Source organism: Methylomonas sp. Uni0011, from assembly GCF_056850255.1.
This window is the reverse complement of record NZ_JBVVNO010000016.1, coordinates 34,428-52,120: the sequence shown is the minus strand read 5'-3', so window position 1 is coordinate 52,120 and position 17,693 is coordinate 34,428. Positions and strand designations below refer to the sequence as shown.

The 17,693-nt window shown below is 55.3% G+C and carries 15 protein-coding genes; 10 read left to right on the top strand and 5 right to left on the bottom strand.

Features of this window, described 5'->3' with window-relative positions; genetic code table 11:
• Positions 1-156: 156 nt before the first annotated feature.
• A complete protein-coding gene (gene aspS / locus AC0IM9_RS15930; protein ID WP_482804654.1) occupies positions 157-1,947 on the bottom strand; it encodes an aspartate--tRNA ligase in 1,791 nt (596 codons plus the stop codon).
• A gap of 63 nt (positions 1,948-2,010) precedes the next feature.
• Positions 2,011-2,283: an FmdB family zinc ribbon protein gene (locus AC0IM9_RS15925; RefSeq protein WP_140912372.1), complete on the bottom strand. Its 273-nt coding sequence runs from the start codon at positions 2,281-2,283 to the stop codon at positions 2,011-2,013.
• Positions 2,284-2,396: 113 nt separating this feature from the next.
• Here AC0IM9_RS15925 and pyrC point away from each other — a divergent pair, with 113 nt between their 5' ends.
• From pyrC to hemJ, 6 genes are all read left to right on the top strand, one after another.
• The gene (gene pyrC, locus AC0IM9_RS15920; protein ID WP_482804653.1) at positions 2,397-3,440 is read left to right on the top strand and encodes a dihydroorotase; all 1,044 of its coding nucleotides are present in this window, start codon (positions 2,397-2,399) and stop codon (positions 3,438-3,440) included.
• 186 nt (positions 3,441-3,626) lie between these two features.
• Entirely contained in the window at positions 3,627-5,210 is a 1,584-nt protein-coding gene (locus AC0IM9_RS15915; protein ID WP_482804652.1) for an ArnT family glycosyltransferase, read from the top strand.
• A 71-nt stretch (positions 5,211-5,281) separates the two neighbouring features.
• Positions 5,282-6,007, top strand: a complete 726-nt coding sequence (locus AC0IM9_RS15910; RefSeq protein ID WP_482804651.1) for a glycosyltransferase family 2 protein — start codon at positions 5,282-5,284, stop codon at positions 6,005-6,007.
• 42 nt (positions 6,008-6,049) lie between these two features.
• Complete coding sequence (locus tag AC0IM9_RS15905; protein WP_140912368.1) at positions 6,050-6,421, top strand: lipid-A-disaccharide synthase N-terminal domain-containing protein; 372 nt, start codon at positions 6,050-6,052, stop codon at positions 6,419-6,421.
• Between the two features lie 106 nt (positions 6,422-6,527).
• Positions 6,528-7,001 carry a DUF4124 domain-containing protein gene (locus AC0IM9_RS15900; protein WP_482804650.1) on the top strand — a complete coding sequence of 158 codons (474 nt, stop codon included), beginning with the start codon at positions 6,528-6,530 and terminating at the stop codon, positions 6,999-7,001.
• Between the two features lie 15 nt (positions 7,002-7,016).
• Entirely contained in the window at positions 7,017-7,442 is a 426-nt protein-coding gene (gene hemJ, locus AC0IM9_RS15895; protein ID WP_482804649.1) for a protoporphyrinogen oxidase HemJ, read from the top strand.
• Between the two features lie 38 nt (positions 7,443-7,480).
• Here the strand turns inward: hemJ and murU are convergent, their stop codons facing one another.
• Together murU and AC0IM9_RS15885 are read right to left on the bottom strand one after the other, a co-directional pair.
• The gene (gene murU / locus AC0IM9_RS15890; RefSeq protein ID WP_482804648.1) at positions 7,481-8,167 is read right to left on the bottom strand and encodes an N-acetylmuramate alpha-1-phosphate uridylyltransferase MurU; all 687 of its coding nucleotides are present in this window, start codon (positions 8,165-8,167) and stop codon (positions 7,481-7,483) included.
• Positions 8,164-9,168, bottom strand: coding sequence for an aminoglycoside phosphotransferase family protein (locus tag AC0IM9_RS15885; RefSeq protein WP_482804647.1), 1,005 nt, complete (start codon positions 9,166-9,168; stop codon positions 8,164-8,166). Before AC0IM9_RS15885 ends, murU begins: the two co-directional genes overlap by 4 nt.
• Positions 9,169-9,479: 311 nt before the next feature.
• Here AC0IM9_RS15885 and AC0IM9_RS15880 point away from each other — a divergent pair, with 311 nt between their 5' ends.
• The 3 genes from AC0IM9_RS15880 to AC0IM9_RS15870 are packed head-to-tail and all read left to right on the top strand — an operon-like array spanning position 9,480 to position 13,971.
• The gene (locus AC0IM9_RS15880) at positions 9,480-12,149 is read left to right on the top strand and encodes an LPS-assembly protein LptD (protein WP_482804646.1); all 2,670 of its coding nucleotides are present in this window, start codon (positions 9,480-9,482) and stop codon (positions 12,147-12,149) included.
• Positions 12,142-13,443, top strand: coding sequence for a peptidylprolyl isomerase (locus AC0IM9_RS15875; protein ID WP_505331669.1), 1,302 nt, complete (start codon positions 12,142-12,144; stop codon positions 13,441-13,443). The genes AC0IM9_RS15880 and AC0IM9_RS15875 overlap by 8 nt, the downstream gene beginning before the upstream one ends.
• 6 nt (positions 13,444-13,449) lie before the next feature.
• On the top strand, positions 13,450-13,971 hold the full coding sequence (locus AC0IM9_RS15870) for a DbpA RNA binding domain-containing protein (protein WP_140912362.1): 522 nt from the start codon (positions 13,450-13,452) through the stop codon (positions 13,969-13,971).
• Between the two features lie 23 nt (positions 13,972-13,994).
• On the opposite strand, the gene AC0IM9_RS15865 is transcribed toward AC0IM9_RS15870, so the two are convergent.
• The gene (locus AC0IM9_RS15865) at positions 13,995-16,325 is read right to left on the bottom strand and encodes a TonB-dependent receptor (protein ID WP_482804645.1); all 2,331 of its coding nucleotides are present in this window, start codon (positions 16,323-16,325) and stop codon (positions 13,995-13,997) included.
• 197 nt (positions 16,326-16,522) lie between these two features.
• Here AC0IM9_RS15865 and rnd point away from each other — a divergent pair, with 197 nt between their 5' ends.
• Positions 16,523-17,671, top strand: a complete 1,149-nt coding sequence (rnd, locus tag AC0IM9_RS15860; RefSeq protein WP_278212541.1) for a ribonuclease D — start codon at positions 16,523-16,525, stop codon at positions 17,669-17,671.
• Positions 17,672-17,693 lie beyond the last annotated feature (22 nt).

The following is a 17,693-nucleotide window of genomic DNA, read 5'->3' as shown; positions in this document are numbered from 1 at the left end:
GTGATTAACTTATCAATCCTGTGGAAAAAGTCAACGATTGTATTGCTGTAGTTTTTGATTTATGTCAAGGCAATTTTTGACTGCTTGTGGGTTTGCTGCGATGCGGAGAGCAGGCGGACCGTCCTAGCGGTTCGCCTGCTGCTGTTTGGCGGGAGCTTAATCTGGTTTCTCTTCTTTGCCGGCCGGTTTGCGCAGGCGGATGCCCAGCTCCTTGAGCTGTTCTTCACTGACCACTGCCGGGGCATTGAATAGCGGGCAGGCTGCGGTTTGGGTTTTCGGGAAGGCAATTACATCGCGGATAGAGCCGGCGCCGGTCATCAGCATCACCAGACGGTCCAAACCGAAAGCAATACCGCCGTGCGGCGGCGCCCCGTATTTCAGTGCATCCAGCAGGAAGCCGAATTTCTCGCGGGCCTCTTCGTGACCAATACCGAGAATATCGAACACGGTTTGCTGCATCGCGGTGCGGTTGATCCGGATCGAACCGCCGCCAACTTCGGTGCCGTTCAATACCAAATCGTAAGCCCGTGACAATGCTGTGCCCGGATTAGCAACCAGATCTTCCACAGAACAGCTCGGCGCGGTAAACGGATGGTGAATCGCAGTGTAGCGTTGGGCTTTGTCGTCCCAGGCGAACATCGGGAAATCGACGACCCATAACGGTTTCCATGGCCCGGTCAGCAGGTTGCGGTCCAAGCCCAGTTTCACGCGCAGGGCGCCCATGGCTTCGTTGACGATACCGGCTTTGTCGGCGCCGAAAAAAATCAGGTCGCCGTTTTGGGCGCCGACTTTTGCCATGACCTTGGCCCAAACTTCGGCCGGCGCAAATTTGACGATCGGCGATTGCAAGCCGTCCACGCCGGCGGCCAAATCGTTGACCTTGATGTACGCCAGGCCTTTGGCGCCGTAGATGCCGACGAATTTGGTCAACTCGTCGATCACGCTACGGCTCAAATCGCCGCCTTCCGGCAGTTTCATCGCTACAACGCGGCCGTTGGGATCGTTGGCCGGACCGGAAAAGACTTTGAAATCCACGTCTTTCATTTCTTCGGCGATGTCCACTAGCTCCAGCGGAATCCGCAGGTCGGGGCGGTCAGAACCGTAACGGCGCATCGCTTCTGCATAGCTCATGACCGGGAATTGGTCGCCCAAATCGACGTCGATGATGTCCTTGAACAGGCGGCGGATCATTTCTTCCATCACCGCCATGATTTCCTGCTCGTTCATGAACGAGGTTTCGATATCGAGCTGGGTAAATTCCGGTTGGCGGTCGGCGCGCAAGTCTTCGTCGCGGAAGCAACGCACTACTTGGTAGTAACGGTCCATGCCGGCGATCATCAGCAACTGTTTGTAGAGCTGCGGCGATTGCGGCAAGGCAAAGAACGAATTTTGGTGGGTGCGGCTGGGGACGATGTAGTCGCGGGCGCCTTCCGGCGTGGCTTTAGTTAAATACGGGGTTTCGATTTCGAAAAACTCGTGGTCGTCCAGGAACTGGCGCAGGTTGCGGGTGACGTCGCGGCGCACCTTCATCTTTTGCTGCATCGCCGTGCGGCGCAGGTCGATATAACGGAAGCGCAAGCGGGTTTCCTCGTTGACTTCGATCTCGCTTTCCAGCGGGAACGGCGGGGTCTCGGCTTCGTTTAAGACTTCGATGTGTTTGCCCAGCACTTCGATTTGGCCGGTGGACATATTCGGATTATGCGTGCCTTCAGGCCGGTCGCGGACGATGCCCTCGATGCGCAGCACGTATTCGCTACGCACATGCTCGGCAATGGCGAAACTCTCGGCCGCGTCGGGATCGAACACCACTTGCACCAGGCCGGCGCGGTCGCGCAAGTCGATAAAAATCACGCCGCCATGGTCGCGGCGGCGGTGCACCCAGCCGCACAGGGCCACGGTTTGTCCCAGATGCTGGGTGTTCAGTTCTCCACACTTGTGGCTACGCATAATGTCTCTCGGAATATTTCAAAAAGCTAGCGATGGTACGAATTTATAGGGTTTCAGGCAAGTTTAATGGCAAGCGCAACTGCCGCCGCAACCGCCGCTGTTACCGCCGGATTTTTCCGGAGTCTTGCTTTCGCCGGCGACGTTTTTCTTGTTGCCGCTTTTGAAATCGGTTTCGTACCAGCCGCCGCCTTTTAGTCTGAAGCCGGCCGCGGAGATTTTCTTTTTCAATTCGGGTTCATTACAGGCGGGGCAAATCACCAGCGGTTCGGCGCCCAGTTTTTGCAGGGCCTCGTGTTCGTAGCCGCAAGCGTTACATTGGTATTCGTAAATAGGCATCTGCTTCTCCAGTTAAAAGTCTCTAAAAACCGCTTACTAAGGCCAGGTTTTAAATTTTCAAGGCCCTTAATGCTAGAATATCGCGCCATTTTAAATGAAAACGCCCGGAGAATATGGACAAATTGACCATCCGCCAGCCCGACGACTGGCATTTGCACGTCAGAAACGGAAGTATGTTGCGCTCGGTCATTGGTCATAGCGCCAGGCAATTTGCCAGGGCGATCATCATGCCCAATCTGAAGCCGCCGGTTACTTCGGTGGAGCAGGCGTTGGCTTATCGGCAGGAGATTTTGAATGCGCTGCCTGAAGGCTCTGAGTTTCAGCCATTGATGACGCTGTATCTGACCGGGAACACAACGCCGGAACAAATAAAAAACGTCGCCGACTGCGAACACGTTTATGCCTTCAAGCTGTATCCGGCCGGTGCGACGACCAATTCCGACGCCGGCGTCGCCGATATCGTTGCGGCTTACCCCTTGTTTGAAGCGATGGAAAAATATGGGGTGCCATTGCTGGTTCACGGCGAGGTTACCGACGCCGAATACGACATTTTCGATCGCGAAAAAATCTTTCTCGAAACCAAGCTCAGTCCAATTATCCGTCGTTTTCCGCGGCTACGGATTGTTGTCGAACACGTGACTACGCAGGAGGCGGTGGAATTTGTCCAATCGGCGCCGGCCAATGTCGGTGCAACCATCACGCCGCAGCATTTGCTTTACAACCGTAATGCCTTGTTGGCGGGCGGGATTCGGCCGCATTTTTACTGTTTGCCGATTCTGAAACGCGAGTATCATCGGCAGGCTTTATTGCAGGCGGCAACCAGCGGCAACCCCAAGTTTTTTCTCGGTACCGACAGCGCGCCTCATCTTACCGCATTGAAAGAAAGCCACTGCGGTTGCGCCGGCTGTTTCAGTGCGCATGCGGCGTTGGAATTGTATGCGGAAGCCTTCGAATCGGCCGGCGCTCTGGAAAAGTTGGAGGGCTTTGCCAGCGATTTCGGTGCGGATTTCTACGGATTGCCGCGCAATAGCGGTGAGGTTACCTTGGTCAAGCAGGCGTGGCAGGTGCCGGATGTATATGCCGATCCCGATTTAGGAACGGCGATCACACCGTTGCGGGCCGGAGAATCGGTTTCTTGGCGATTGCTGAGTCAGTAGCGGTGCAATTGAACCGTCATTGTGGTTTATATCAACCCGCAGTGGCAGTCGTGTACGTTTTCGATTGGGGCGCCTGGCGTCGAAATCCCTCTAACGAAGTATTGGCATGAATCTGGCTTTTCCATCGGATTTAGTCCGGTCTTCGGCTCCCATGGCCGTTAGTTGCGGCGGCCGCAAATTTTCGAAATGAATTTATCTAGCGATCCGATTTACCGTTGGGGAATATTTTTGCTCTGGCTTCTGCTGAGCATCAGCGTGTTTTTTCGCGCGCCGATTCCGATCGACGAAACCCGCTATCTGAGTGTGGCTTGGGAAATGTGGCTACGCGGCGATTTTTTAGTGCCTTATCTGAACGGGCATACCTATAGCCACAAGCCGCCCCTGTTATTCTGGCTAATTCAGCTCGGTTGGGGGCTGTTTGGTGTCAACGACTGGTGGCCGCGTTTAGTGGGACCGCTGACGGCGCTCGGTAATTTGCTATTGGTCAGGCGCTTGGCTGCAACTCTTTGGCCTGAGCAACGCGAGGCAGCGGCACTGGCGCCCTGGGTGCTGGCGGGTACATTGCTCTGGACTTTGTTTGCCACGTCGACCATGTTCGATATCTTGCTGACCGATTGCGTGATGCTGGGCATGCTGGGCCTGTTGATCGTAGCGAACGGTCGGGTGCGCAAGGGCTGGCTCTATTTCGGCCTGGCGATCGGGTTGGGTCTGCTGACCAAGGGGCCGGTGATTTTTCTGCATCTGTTGCCCACGGCCTTGTTTGTCAGATTCTGGCACACCGACGCCAAAGCGCTGGGAGCCGCCTGGTGGCTAGGATTGCTGGCGGCGGTGTTGTTGGGTGCGTCGCTGGCTTTGGCTTGGGCCTTGTCCGCAGCGCAGGCGGGCGGGCAGGAGTACGCCGACGCGATTTTGTGGCATCAGACCGCGGACCGTACCGTGGGTACCAAAATCCATACCCGGCCTTTTTTCTGGTATTTACAGTTTCTGCCGTTGTTATTGTTTCCCTGGTTGTTCTGGCCGCGCTTATGGGTCGGCTTGCGTCAGGGGCTTAATGGCGATAACGGTTTAAAGTTCAGTGCGATTTGGTTGGTTTCGGTTTTTGTGTTGTTTTCGGCATTGCCCAGCAAGCAACTGCATTATCTGATTCCGATGCTGCCGGCTTTTGCTTTGGTTACGGCCAGGGTGTTGTCGCGGAAGCGTTTGGCCTGTTCTATTGCCGCGGAATCGGTGCTTCCGGTTTTGTTTGCGTTGATCGGCATTTTTCTGATGATACTGCCGCAGGTGCCGGGTTTGGCCAAGTTGCATTGGGTGCAAACTGTCGAAATCGACTGGGGGCTCTGGGTGTTGGCAGTTGCGGTAGGCTTGGTCGTCGCAGTCTGGCGCTCGCGAACTTTGTCGGTGGCACCCTTGTCCGCCGCTGTGGTGGTGGCGGTTTTCGCCGGTTTTATCTTCTTCTTTCAGTATGTCGGTCTGGCCTATGACTTGCGTCCGGCTGCGCTGCAGATCCGCACGTTTAACGAACAGGGCGTGCCTTACGTTTACGTCGGCAATTACCAGGGGCAGCTGAATTTTCTGGGCAGACTGACCACGCCGCTGCCGGTATTGGCGACGGTTGCCGACGCCGAGCGCTGGGCGGCCAGCCATCCGGCCGGTTATCTGGTTTCGTTGGAAAAAGACAAACCGGAGGATACCTTTTATCTGCAGGGGCATCGCGAATATTGGCTGGTTTTCCGCCGTGCCGACCAGTTTGGTCGGTTAAAACCCCTATGACCGGCCGACAATAATCCGGCTTCGCATTAAGCGTTTGATACAATTAGCAACTTTTTACTTTTTCCGAGTTTATGCAAATTTCCGTCGTAGTTCCCGTTCATAACGAAACCGACAACGTAGACGCGTTGATCGCCGAAATTGACCAAGCTTTGAGCGGTCAGGATGCTTACGAAATGATATTCGTCGACGACGGCAGCACCGACGATACCGCGGCCAAGTTGCAGCGGGCCATGCAAAAATATTCGGCATTGCGCGTATTGCAGCATCGGCGCAGTTGCGGCCAAAGCCGGGCGGTGCACAGTGGGGTGCTTGCTGCGCGTTACCCGTGGATCGCGACGCTGGACGGCGACGGCCAGAACGATCCGGCCGACATTCCAAATCTGGTCGCCGCCTGGCAAGCCCAGAACGATCCGCAATTATGGATGCTGGCCGGGTTTCGTCATCAACGAAACGACACGGGTTGGCGCAAATTCTCGTCCAAATTCGCCAATGCGGTGCGCCAGGCGATTTTGCACGATGCAACCCCGGATACCGGCTGCGGCTTGAAATTGTTTTTGCGCGACAAATTCTTGGGATTACCGTATTTCGATCATATCCACCGCTTCTTGCCGGCCTTGGTCCAAATGGCCGGCGGCCGGGTGATTTCGGTTAAAGTCAACCACCGGCCGCGCAATTTCGGGCAGTCCAAATACGGGACGTTGGATCGGGCTTTGGTGGGTATCGTCGATATCTTGGGTGTGGTCTGGCTGAAACGGCGGCACAGTTTGGCGCAAGTCAGCGAGGTGGCGCGTGGTTAATTCTGCATATCCCGCATCGGCTCAGTTGGAAGCGAGGACTTGATGGAACAGGGTGTTTTCGGTTTTTTCAGTCATTTGATGGACAAATGGCAGCACCATCTGTCCAGCATGGACTCGAACGATATTATCTGGCTCACCATCGGGTTGGTGGGGCAGTCGCTGTTCATGATGCGCTTCATCGTGCAGTGGATTCATAGCGAACGCCACCAAAAAAGCATTATTCCGGTCAGTTTTTGGTATTTCAGTCTGTCGGGCGGGGTGATCGTCTTGCTGTACGGTATTCACCGGGTCGATCCGGTGATTATTCTGGGGCAATTGCCGGGCACTTTTGTTTATGCCAGGAATCTGATGTTGATCAGGCGCGAGCACCGAGACGCGCTGGCCGAATTGACTGATGACGAGATAGGTAGCTAGTGCCGGCTATTTACTCGGCGAGAGATTTTCGCCATGGTCCGGAAAAGACAGCCGCTTTGCCCTAAACTTAATCAATTCGTATAACGACATATCGGTGAGGTTCCTGATGAGGTATTTTGTTCTGATCGCGATGATTATTGCCTGGCAGCAAGCGGAAGCCGAGGTTTTCAAATGCGTCGGCAAGGATGGTAAGACCGTCTATCAATCGAAACCCTGCCAAACCGCGGCGAAAGTCGAGCAGTTGGATATTCAGGCCGATCCGGAGCTGGAGGCGGCAGCAAAAGCCAAACGCGAAGCTTTGGAAAGCGAATATGACAGTAAGAAAGCCGCGAAACGGGAAGCGGAGCGGCGCGATGCCGTGTTGAGAAATCAAACCGAATCGACCAATGCATTGAAGCAAAGTGCTATCGCCCAGCAGCAACAAGTCGAGGCTGCGCAAAGACAGGCCGCAGCGCTGGAGCGGCAGGCCCAGCACAATGCCAATCCGGTCATGATCGTTGCGCCGCCGATGGTATTGCCGACACCGGCGGTGCCTGTGTCTCCAGGCTCGACGGTCACCAAAGACCAAACGCTGCGCTAACCGGCGGGTGCACCGATGTTGTGGTTAAAAGCCTTACACCTGATATTCATGGTTACCTGGTTTGCCGGGCTGTTTTATTTGCCGCGCCTATTCGTCTACCATGCGATGAGCGAGGACAGTATCAGCAACGAGCGCTTTAAAGTCATGGAACGCAAGTTGTACTACGGCATCATGACTCCGGGAATGCTGTGCACCTTTGCGTTCGGCATCTGGATGTTGGCCGACTATGCCTGGATGTTGTACTCGGCTAACGGCTGGTTGCACTTGAAATTGGCACTGTTGGGCTTGTTGGTGGTGTACCACGGCGTTTGCGGCAAATGGCTGCTGGATTTCAAGCACGACCGTAATCGCCATTCCCACGTTTATTTTCGGTGGGTCAACGAGATACCGGTTCTGTTCCTGTTTGCGATCGTCATCTTGGCAGTGGTTAAGCCTTTTTGACGGCCTGCCGATCGATTGTCCGGGAGCCGCTGGGCGGTCTAAGTCTTTATCGGGGCTCGTTCGCTGCCGACCATGTTACTGAAATGTTCCAGTCGGTCTGGGGTGCCGATATCGAGCCAGATACCGGAATGTTTTTGTCCGCTTATCCGTTGCTGTTGTATTGCCCGATTGAGCACCGGGCGCAATTTTAGCGGTGCTGCCGGAACGCCCTCGAATAATTCGGGGCGATAGAGGCCAATTCCGCTGAAAGTCAGTTTGGTTTCCCCTTGCTCTGCCAGCAAGCCGGAGTCAGTCAGGGCGAAGTCGCCTTCGGGGTGGTGCGGCGGATTGTCGATCATGACCAGATGCGCCAAGTCTAACTTGACGTCGCGCAAAGGCCGCAATGAACAATCGCAGACAATGTCGGCGTTGATAGCCAGAAACGGAGTATCACCAAGTAGCGGCAAGGCTTTGGCGATGCCGCCGGCTGTTTCCAGTGCCGTTTCGCCTTCGTCGGAGTAAGCGATCGATAGGCCCCAGCGTGCGCCGTTGCCGCAATGGTTTTTAATGAGCGCGCCGAGGTGGGCGATATTGATCACGATATCGGTGAAACCGGCGGCGGCCAGATTTTCCAGCGTGTATTCGATCAAAGGTTTGCCGGCGGCTCGCAGTAGCGGTTTCGGGGTGTGATCGGTCAGCGGACGCATTCGTTCGCCGCGTCCGGCGGCGAGGATCATGGCTTTCATTGGATGGGCGGGTAAGCGGGTTTAAGCTGCTGCTGTAAAAATTGGTGAAACTGGTCCAGCTCCGGATAGCGAGTACAAACGTGTTCCACGTAGGCAAACGTGCGCGGAATATCCGCCAGATAACTGGATTTGGTGTCGCGCAGGTGGAGCCTGGCAAAAATACCGATTGCTTTCAGGTGACGTTGCATGCCCATCAGGTCGAACCAGCGTTGAAATTGCCGGTAGTCCACAGCGATCAAGTCTGCGGCGTCTAGACGGGTATGGTAGGCTCGAGTCCAGGCGTCGACTTGCCGGGCCGGCCAAGTGATGTAGCAGTCACGCAACAGCGATACCAGGTCGTAGCTGATCGGGCCAACCACGGCGTCTTGAAAGTCGATTACACCTAGAGTACCACTGCGCGGCAACATCAGATTACGGGAATGGTAGTCGCGGTGGACGCAGACCCGCGGCTGCGCCAATGCCGATTCGATTAGAATCCGATTCAGTCGCTCTGCCAATGATTGCGGCAATTCCAGTCCGACCAATTTTTGCAGGAACCACTCGTAGAAGATGCCGAGTTCGCGTTCGATGAATCCCGCGTCGTATTCCGGCAATCCGCAGCTGGCGGGGTCGACGTTGCGTTGCAATGCGAACAGGCTGTCCAAGGCCTTGGCGTAGAGGCTCTCCGCAGTTTCAGGGTTTAGCCGGTCCAACAGGTTTTCGCAGCCTAAATCTTCCAACAGCAAAAATCCCAGCTCAGTGTTGCTGCTATGAATCTCAGGTACGTGAATGCCGGCCTCTTGCATTAAACCCGCGACCCGGATAAACGCGGCGCAGTTCTCTTTCTCGGGCGGGGCATCCATCGCGATGTGCACGCCTGAGGCGTGTTCGATCCGAAAGTACCGCCGGAAACTGGCGTCACTGGAAGCGGGGGAGAAACGATGGATGTCCAGCGAAAGATCGCGCTGCAACCAATCGACGAGCGCCGCCAGGCGACGGTCTTCCAAGCGGGAGTCGTACATTTTTGATATTTGCCGAGCAACCTAAGGTAAAATGATTCGATGCATTTTATTCGATTTCCATCCTGCTAAGCCAATTTAGCCGCATTCGCCAAAACATGAATTATCGGTTCTATACAATTTCTTCGGCTTTGATGTTCGTAACCGGGCTTGCGTCCGCCGCCAACAACTCGGCATGGAATTGTGAACAAACCAAAAATGGCGAATGGACCTGTCTTAACCAAGGCCCAAGTAACACGCCTGAGCCCCAGCAACAACCGCAAACCGTAAAAACTGTTCCGGCCGAGCCGGTGGCGCCGGTCAAAGCGGAAACGGTGGCCCAACCGCCCGCCGCCGTAGCGCCTGTACCGGTGCAGCAGGCGCAACAACCGGCGGCGTCTCCGAAGGATGCGCCGAAAGAAACGGTTAAAGTTGTGGAAAAATCGGTCGCGGAGCCGCAGAAGTTGCGGGTGAAAGTTGGCGAGAACCAGAAACCGGAAGTCGAAAAAGCAGAAGCCAAAACCCAGGCTGCGGCGGGTGGCAGCAGAACCCAAGGCTGGACCTGTAAGGCTGGGGATGCCAAAAACGGTTGGAACTGCAATCTGGTCGGTGCCGATCCCAAAGGCGAAGCCCATATAGTTGACGACAACGGCGTCGCCGATGCGGCCGGTTCGCTCTGGTTTGCCCCGGCGTTCAGTCATCAGCAGGAACGCGACTTTCAGACCTTGCGGGCCGAATTCGATCGCGATCCGTGGCAAAGCTGCGAGGTGTGGGGAAAGAGGAGGCCTAAAATCAAGGCGACTTCCAAAGAAGCCAGGGATGCGGCAACCACCGAAATCAATGCCGACTTTTCCGAAGTCTTCGACGGCGAAGTGTTGAATTTTGCCGGCAATGTCGATATGAACCGTGCCGACCAGCATTTGGTGGCCGATAAAGCCAGTTACGATACGGTGGCCGAAACCCTGGACGCGCAAGGCGGCGTGTTATACAGCGAAGATCAACTCGCTATGTCCAGCGACACGTTGTCGCTGAATCTGGGCAAAGACGAAGCCCGTCTGCGCAATGCTCAATTCATCGTGCCGCAGGCGCCTTTCCGCGGTAGCGCCGACGTGGTTTACCGGGACAGTAAAAGTTTGTCGCGCTATAACGATGCAGCCTTTACCAGTTGCGCCCCCGGTAACCAGGATTGGGTCGTGCATGCTTCGCGTTTGAAGATTAACCGGGACAGCGGGCAAGGCTCGGCGAAGAACGCCTGGCTGGAGTTCAAAGGCGTTCCGGTGTTGTATACGCCGTACATCTCGTTTCCTACCGACAACCGGCGCTTATCCGGTTTCCTGGCGCCGACCTGGGGTAGTACCCAGCGTAACGGTTTCGACGCTACTTTACCGTTTTACTGGAATATCGCGCCTAACTTCGACGACATAGTCACTCCCCGGTACATGAGCCGACGCGGCGAACAATTACGCAATAAATTCCGCTATTTGACGGAGATGTCCCGCGGTACGTTTGCCGCAGAATACATGCCGCACGACCAGTTGGCGGATAAAGCCCGCTACTCGGCGAGTTTGAAAGACCAGACCTTATGGCTTCCGGGCCTAAGTTCCTTGCTGGATTTGAACTACGTCTCCGACAAGACTTATTTCAACGACTTGAACAACGCTCTGGGATTTCAAAATACCAGTTACCTGCCCAGTACCGGCATGCTGACCTACGCTCGCGCCGGCGTGTATCTGTCGGCCGCCGGCTACCACTACCAGTCGGTGGACAAGACCATCACCGACGATTTGTTGCCTTACGACGTACTGCCGCGCATCGGCATGAATTTTTCCCACGCCTTCGACGATTTTCCGCTGACTTTGGCGTTGGACAACCAATATAGCTATTTCACCCACAAGACCCTGGTCAACGGCCAGCGCTTTAATGTGGCGCCGTCGGTCAGCTTCCCGTTGGAAAGCAGTGAGGGCTTCTTCATCCCGAAGATTTCGGCCTTGTATTCCCAATACCAGCTCAGCAACCAGACCGTCGCTGGGCTGCCGAGCAGCATTTCCCGGACCTTGCCGGTGTTTTCGGTGGACAGCGGCATTGTGTTCGAAAAGGATATGCAGATTTCGGGGACTCCGTATGTCAATACTTTGGAGCCGCGCCTGTTTTATCTGTACATTCCGCGCAAAGACCAGAGCAATATTCCGATCTTCGATACCGCGCTGTTCGATACCAATTTCTACAGTTTATTCCGGGAAAACCGTTTCTCCGGTTACGACCGGATTCAAGATGCTAACCAAATCACGCTGGCGGCCTCCTCGCGCTTTATTGATTCGACTACCGGGCTTGAGCCGCTCAAACTGACTCTCGGCCAGATTTTGTATTTCGAGGATCGCACGGTCGATCTGTTCGATCGCAATAATCCGACCTTGCGGCCGTTCGCCCAACCTCAAACCAGTAGTACTTCCAACTTCATCGGCGAGTTGAGCGGCCAGTTGAGTCGGAATCTGCGCTACATCACCGGCGCCCAATGGGATCCGGAGTTGAACAGCTTGTCTCGCGGCCAGTTTGCGTTGAAATACCGGATGCAGCCAAACCAAATCTTGAATATCGGTTACCGTTACCGCCGCGCCAATCCGCAGGACGTGGTGCAGACCGTAAACCAAAACAACACGACTCAAGTGTTCTCGCAAACCATCTCGCAAACCGACGTCTCGTTCCGCTGGCCGCTGTTCGGCGAGTGGTTCGGCTTAGGCCGTTGGCAATATTCGTTGAATTTCGACAAAACCACCGAGAGCTTCATCGGGATCGAGAAGGAAAACTGCTGCTGGCGGTTCCGCGTCCTCGGCCGGCGTTTCATCAACGGCGCCAACACCATCGCCTTCATCGATCCGAGCACCAAGCCGGAAACCGCTTTCTTCGTACAGTTGGAACTCAAAGGCCTGAGTAGTTTCGGCGACCATGTCGATACCTTCCTGCAAACCAACCTGGACGGTTACCGCAAGGATAATTTCTTTGAATAAGCAATACATGTTGAAACAATCGCTAGCCACTTTGCTGTTTTCGCTTAGTTTTTACGTCGGCTTGGCCCAGGCCCAGCTATTGGATCGGATCGTCGCGGTGGTCGAAGAAGACGTTATCCTGGAACGGGAGCTGAACACCGAAGTTGCGGCGATCAGCAATAAGCTGAGTAGTAGCAACGTGATGGTGCCGCCGGAATTCGTGCTACGCAAACAGGTGCTGGAACGGATGGTGGTCGATAAATTACAGCGGCAAATGGCGGCAAAGTCCGGGATTCAGGTCAGCGACGAAATGCTGAACGCCTCGGTGGCGGACATCGCCGCCCGCAACGGCATGTCCGTCGATGCTTTCCGCAGCGAATTGGCCCGGCAAGGGATGGATTACAAGGGTTTCGAAGACAACTTGCGCAACGAAATCATCATCAACCAGTTGCGTGGCCGCGAAATCGGGGCGCGGGTTAAAGTGACCGATGCCGAAGTCCAGCACTACATGGAAACCCAGAGTAAGGCGGGGCAGAGTGGCGGGCAATATCATCTGGGCCATATTCTGATCGCGGTCCCGGAAGGCGCCTCAGCTTCGGCGATTCAAAAAGCCAAAGACAAAGCCGACCAAGTCATTGCCGATTTGCGCGGCGGCAAAGATTTCAAACAAGTCGCGGTTGGCGTTTCCGACGACGACAACGCGTTGAAGGGCGGCGATCTGGGCTGGCGCAGCATAGGCCAGATTCCTTCGCTGTTTACCGATATTGTCGGTACGATGAACCAGGGCGACGTATCCGAGGCCATTCGGAGCCCCAGTGGCTTTCATATCATCAAGATGCTGGAAACCGAAGGCGGTAGCCAACATATCGTTACCAAGACCAAGGTCAGACATATCCTGATCAAAACCAATGAACTGGTCGACGATGCCGAGGCACAGAAACGCTTATTGGCGCTGCGTGACAGGATCAACGATGGCGACGATTTTGCCGCGCTGGCTCGGGCCCATTCCGACGACAAAGGTTCGGCCATCAACGGCGGTTCGCTGGATTGGGTTGGGCCGGGCGCCTTGGTGCCGCCGTTCGAGGAAGCGATGAACAAATTGGGTATCAACGAAATTAGTGCCCCGGTACAGACTCAGTTCGGCTGGCACATGATTCAGGTGTTAGGTAGGGAAAGCCAGGATAATAGCGAGCAGTTTAGAAAAGATAAAATCCGCGACGAGATTCGGAAGCGCAAAATCGAGGAAGAAACCGAGTTATGGTTGCGGCGCTTACGCGACGAAGCTTACGTGGAAATCGATTTGGACCGACTGTAATAAGTTATGAGCGCGATTCCGGTTGAGCCGAGAAAAGAAGATAAATTCAAACGCCGCCTGCAACGGGTTGCCAGAGAAGAGGATTTGACTCGGCAGCGCGACTTGGTACAACGGATAGCGGCCGATTTGAATATCGACCTGCTGACTTGCGCCGCGGCGTTGGTATTCATGAACCAGCCGAATCTGTATCCGCCCCTGAAACGCCAGCCGGCGGAACCGAGCCGCTCGATTCAGCCCAACTATAAAATGGTTCGTTACCGCCTCGCGGTCGGCAATCAACACCAAGTCAGTCGCGACCAGATTCAGGCGGTATTGGTATCGGAGTCCGGCGTCGACAGAAAACGCATCGGCCGGATTGACATTCGAGACACCTATACGCTGGTGGAGTTGCCCGACGGCATGCCGGCAGATGTCTTTCAGTTATTGGCAGAAACCGAAATCGGCTCGCAAAAGCTGAACATCAAACGCATCAAGCCCAATAAATTCAGACAACAGCGCAATGTTGGCGGAGACGAAAACGGCGGTTGAACCGCCGTTTTCATTGGTGAAGATTACATCGTCAGGCGAATGCCGATCCAGGCCGCTCGGGGCGCACCGACGCCGACGAAGCGGCTTTGTTGATCGCCCGGCAAACCCAGGCCGTCCAATACATCCCCGGTATTACCCCAGGTGCCGAAGTTGGCGTATTCGCGGTCGAACAAGTTGGTCACTCTACCGAACAAGGTGACGTTTGGATTAAAGCGGTACTCGCTACGCAGGTTGAACACGACGAAAGCCGGCAGTTTGGCCGTCAGATTGGCCTCGTCGCCACGTAGGTATTGCGAGCTGTTGTAGTTCATGTCCATGCCCAAGGTCCAGGCCGAGACGATGTCGAAGTCGGTACTGAATTTGAATTGGTGGGCCGGGATGCCGGGCAATTTATCGCCGGGTCGCACGACGATGTCGCCGTTACCGTCCGCCATTGGGTTGTTGGGGCTGCTGGACAGAAAGCCGGTTTCGAAGCTGGCGTCGATATAGGTGTAATGGGTCGACCAGCGCCAACGTTCGTAAAAGTTTCCGTTCAGGCCGAGTTCGACGCCTTGGCGCAGGGTCGAGCCGACATTGTCGAAGTAACCCAGGTTGCTGCCGACGCCGCCGGTACTTTTGAAGATGATGTCGTCGTTGTTGATGGTGCGGAACAGCGCCAGATTCCAGTCCAGATAGCCCGGCAACAGGTTTTTCAAGCGGCCGCGCAGACCGGTTTCGAAGGTGTTTGCGACCACTTGCTTCAACGGCGGATCGGAGACGAATGCGTTCGGCAGTCGGCACGGATCGTCGGGATTGGCACAGCTCAACTCCATCGGTGTCGGCACTCGCGACGATTCGCTGTAGTTGCCGAAGAAGGTCAATTCCGGCATTACGGTGTAGGTAAAGCCGGCGGCCGGATTGAAGCGGTCGAAAGAATGCGAGCCGTTCAAATCTTCGCCGACGTGATCGCGCAGTTTGATGTGGGATTGGTTGTAGCGTCCGGAAACCGTGACGTCCAATTGGTCGGTCACAGAAAAAGTATCGGTCAGGAAAACGCCGTAGTTGTCGGTCTCGGTGGTCAAACGGACGTGAGCGTCTTGAATCAATACGCCGCCGCCGGCCACACCGCGGTCGGCGGTCAATGAACCCAGTTGGGTGTCGGCGTGGTAACGCGCGTTACCGTAGTCAAAGCTGGCGCCGCCGACCAGACGGTTGTTGCGACCGAAAATCTTGTGGTCGAAGGCATCCTGCAGTGCAAAACCGAAGGATTGTTGCAGCGTGCTGGAGGTATTGATCGTGCCGCCTTCCAAGCTGGAGAGCGCGCCGATGTTGTTTCCGTTAAGATCCAATAGGCCCTCGTCGTCCAGTTCTCCGCCGGATTCGGAGCACAAGAAATTGTCCTCGCCGCCGCCTTCGTCGACGCAGGGACCGAATTCGCTACCGTCGCCGTTATAAGTGCCGATTTTATTGCGTCGGTAGTACATGGTGCCGGATAACTGGTTGTGATCGTTTAACCAGGTATCGCCGTCCAAGGATACCAACAGCATGCGGTTGCGGGTGATGTCCGGGTGGGTAAAGACCTGATCGCGGCCGAAAGCCAGCATTTGTTGCGGTAGCGCGCCGTTGCCGCGCAAGGTGTTCTCGGTGCCGGCAATGCTTAGGTCCAGACTGGATTTGACGCCGCGCCAGCTTAACGTGCCGAAACCTTGTTTGGCCTCGCTGGGAGAATGGGCTCGCCAGCCTTTCTCGTTGAAGTATTTGAAATCCAGGAAATAACCCCAGGTGCCGTTGTTCCAGCCGCTGCTGACTTCTTCGGAATGCCGGTCCCAAGAGCCGCCTTGAGCCTCGAAGCTGTGACCGGGCGCGGAAAAGCCGGTCTTGGTATTGACGCTGATCGAACCGCCCAATGCATTCAGACCAAAGGCCGGATTCGACGCCGGCTGCAGCGCCATGCTTTCGATCGCGCCGTTCGGTATCAAATCCCAGTTCACCATGTCGCCGAACGGTTCATTGAAGCGGATGCCGTTGACGTAAACCGCCAAGCCCTGCGGCAATCCCATCAACGGCGACGCGCTGAACCCGCGGTATTGCACGTCCGGCTGTAGCGGGTTGTTTTGGGCGTCGTTAATGTTGACGCTGCCCAAATAACGGTTCATGTACTCGGCCAGCGAAAGCGCCTGTGCCTCCTGCAACTGGTCGGCGGAAACGGTTTGTACGTTGGCCGGGATTTTCCTGATGTCAATGCCGCTGAACTGTAATGGCGTTACCGCAACCACCTCCACCGCATCCAGTTTATCGGATGTTTCGGCCGAGATGGCTTCGGCCAACGGCAGCAGGCTAAACCAGGGCAACATACCCACGGCAAATTTATTCATGACTTTTACCTGAAACTGACTAAACAAAAAAAGTGCCGCATGGTAACTCGCGCGTTGCAAAGCGCTATGGTTCTGGCCAAAAAAAGGAAATTTTCCTGTTCGCCGTCATTGGCGAATTATTCAGCCGGGCCGCGGCCGGCGGAGTAAAATAGCCAGCCGAGCCCTTTATCGGCCCCCTTGTCAAACAGAATGAGATCATGTCCATCCAATACATCGATAAACCCGACCAAATTGCAGACCTTTGCCGGCAAATAGCCAACGAACCTTGGATTGCACTGGATACCGAGTTTCTCCGCGAAAAAACCTATTACCCCAAGTTCTGTCTGTTGCAAATCGCGGCGCCGGGCTGGGTTGCCTGCGTTGATCCGCTGGCCGTCGGCGATTTGAGCGAGTTGTTCGACGCCATCTACGCGCCGAATATCGTCAAGGTGCTGCATTCGTGCCGCCAGGATCTGGAAATTTTTTATCAGATCACCGGCAAAATCCCTGGGCCGATCTTCGATACCCAGATTGCCGCGCCTTTGTTGGGTTTTCAGGAAAATCCGGGCTATGCGATGTTGGTATCCAGCTTTTTGAACGTCAATTTGAGCAAGGCGCATACCCGCACCGATTGGTCGGAGCGGCCGTTGAGCGCCGACCAGATCCAATACGCTGCCGACGACGTGATTTATCTGTGCAAGATTTACACGATGATGTGCGAACAATTGGCCAAATTGGGACGATTGAATTGGCTGGAGAGCGATTTTGCCTTGTTGAACAATCCCGAACTCTACCAACTGTCGCCGGAGAACGCCTGGCTCAAAATCCGCGGTAAGAACAAATTGACCGGCAAGCAGTTGTCGATCATGCAAAGCCTGAGCGAATGGCGCGAACGTAGCGCGCAGCAGGAAAACAAACCGCGCAACTGGTTGATGCAGGACGATTTGCTGCTGGAGCTGGCCAAATTGCAGCCGGTAACGCTCGCCGAGCTCGGGAAGATCCGCAACATCAACGAACGCACGGTAAACCGTTACGGCAAGACCCTGTGCAGCCTGATCGAGGAGGCCAGACAACGGCCGCCGAAGCCGATTGCCGATAAAGACCACGCCTTTAAAAAGAATCAGCAACACGAGGCGATTCTGGATGTGTTGAGCGCGGTGGTCAGGATTCGGGCCGAGGAAAATTCGCTGAATCCGGTGATACTGGCAAGCCGCAAGGATTTGGAGCAATTGCTGTTCGGCGATGAGGATTGCCTGCTGCTGCAAGGCTGGCGCTACAACATGGCCGGCCGCGAATTGCAGGGCCTGCTGAATGGCGATTATTCGTTGAGCTTAAAACCCGAAGGCGTGGTAATTAGCGCTGCGTAATAGCAAAGCCGTTGAGGCGGAC

Bases quoted from the DNA above. Each gene is read 5' to 3' on its own strand.
- aspS (WP_482804654.1), bottom strand. From the start codon at position 1,947: ATGCGTAGCCACAAGTGTGGAGAACTGAACACCCAGCATCTGGGACAA.
- AC0IM9_RS15925 (WP_140912372.1), bottom strand. From the start codon at position 2,283: ATGCCTATTTACGAATACCAATGTAACGCTTGCGGCTACGAACACGAG.
- pyrC (WP_482804653.1), top strand. From the start codon at position 2,397: ATGGACAAATTGACCATCCGCCAGCCCGACGACTGGCATTTGCACGTC.
- AC0IM9_RS15915 (WP_482804652.1), top strand. From the start codon at position 3,627: ATGAATTTATCTAGCGATCCGATTTACCGTTGGGGAATATTTTTGCTC.
- AC0IM9_RS15910 (WP_482804651.1), top strand. From the start codon at position 5,282: ATGCAAATTTCCGTCGTAGTTCCCGTTCATAACGAAACCGACAACGTA.
- AC0IM9_RS15905 (WP_140912368.1), top strand. From the start codon at position 6,050: ATGGAACAGGGTGTTTTCGGTTTTTTCAGTCATTTGATGGACAAATGG.
- AC0IM9_RS15900 (WP_482804650.1), top strand. From the start codon at position 6,528: ATGAGGTATTTTGTTCTGATCGCGATGATTATTGCCTGGCAGCAAGCG.
- hemJ (WP_482804649.1), top strand. From the start codon at position 7,017: ATGTTGTGGTTAAAAGCCTTACACCTGATATTCATGGTTACCTGGTTT.
- murU (WP_482804648.1), bottom strand. From the start codon at position 8,167: ATGAAAGCCATGATCCTCGCCGCCGGACGCGGCGAACGAATGCGTCCG.
- AC0IM9_RS15885 (WP_482804647.1), bottom strand. From the start codon at position 9,168: ATGTACGACTCCCGCTTGGAAGACCGTCGCCTGGCGGCGCTCGTCGAT.
- AC0IM9_RS15870 (WP_140912362.1), top strand. From the start codon at position 13,450: ATGAGCGCGATTCCGGTTGAGCCGAGAAAAGAAGATAAATTCAAACGC.
- AC0IM9_RS15865 (WP_482804645.1), bottom strand. From the start codon at position 16,325: ATGAATAAATTTGCCGTGGGTATGTTGCCCTGGTTTAGCCTGCTGCCG.
- rnd (WP_278212541.1), top strand. From the start codon at position 16,523: ATGTCCATCCAATACATCGATAAACCCGACCAAATTGCAGACCTTTGC.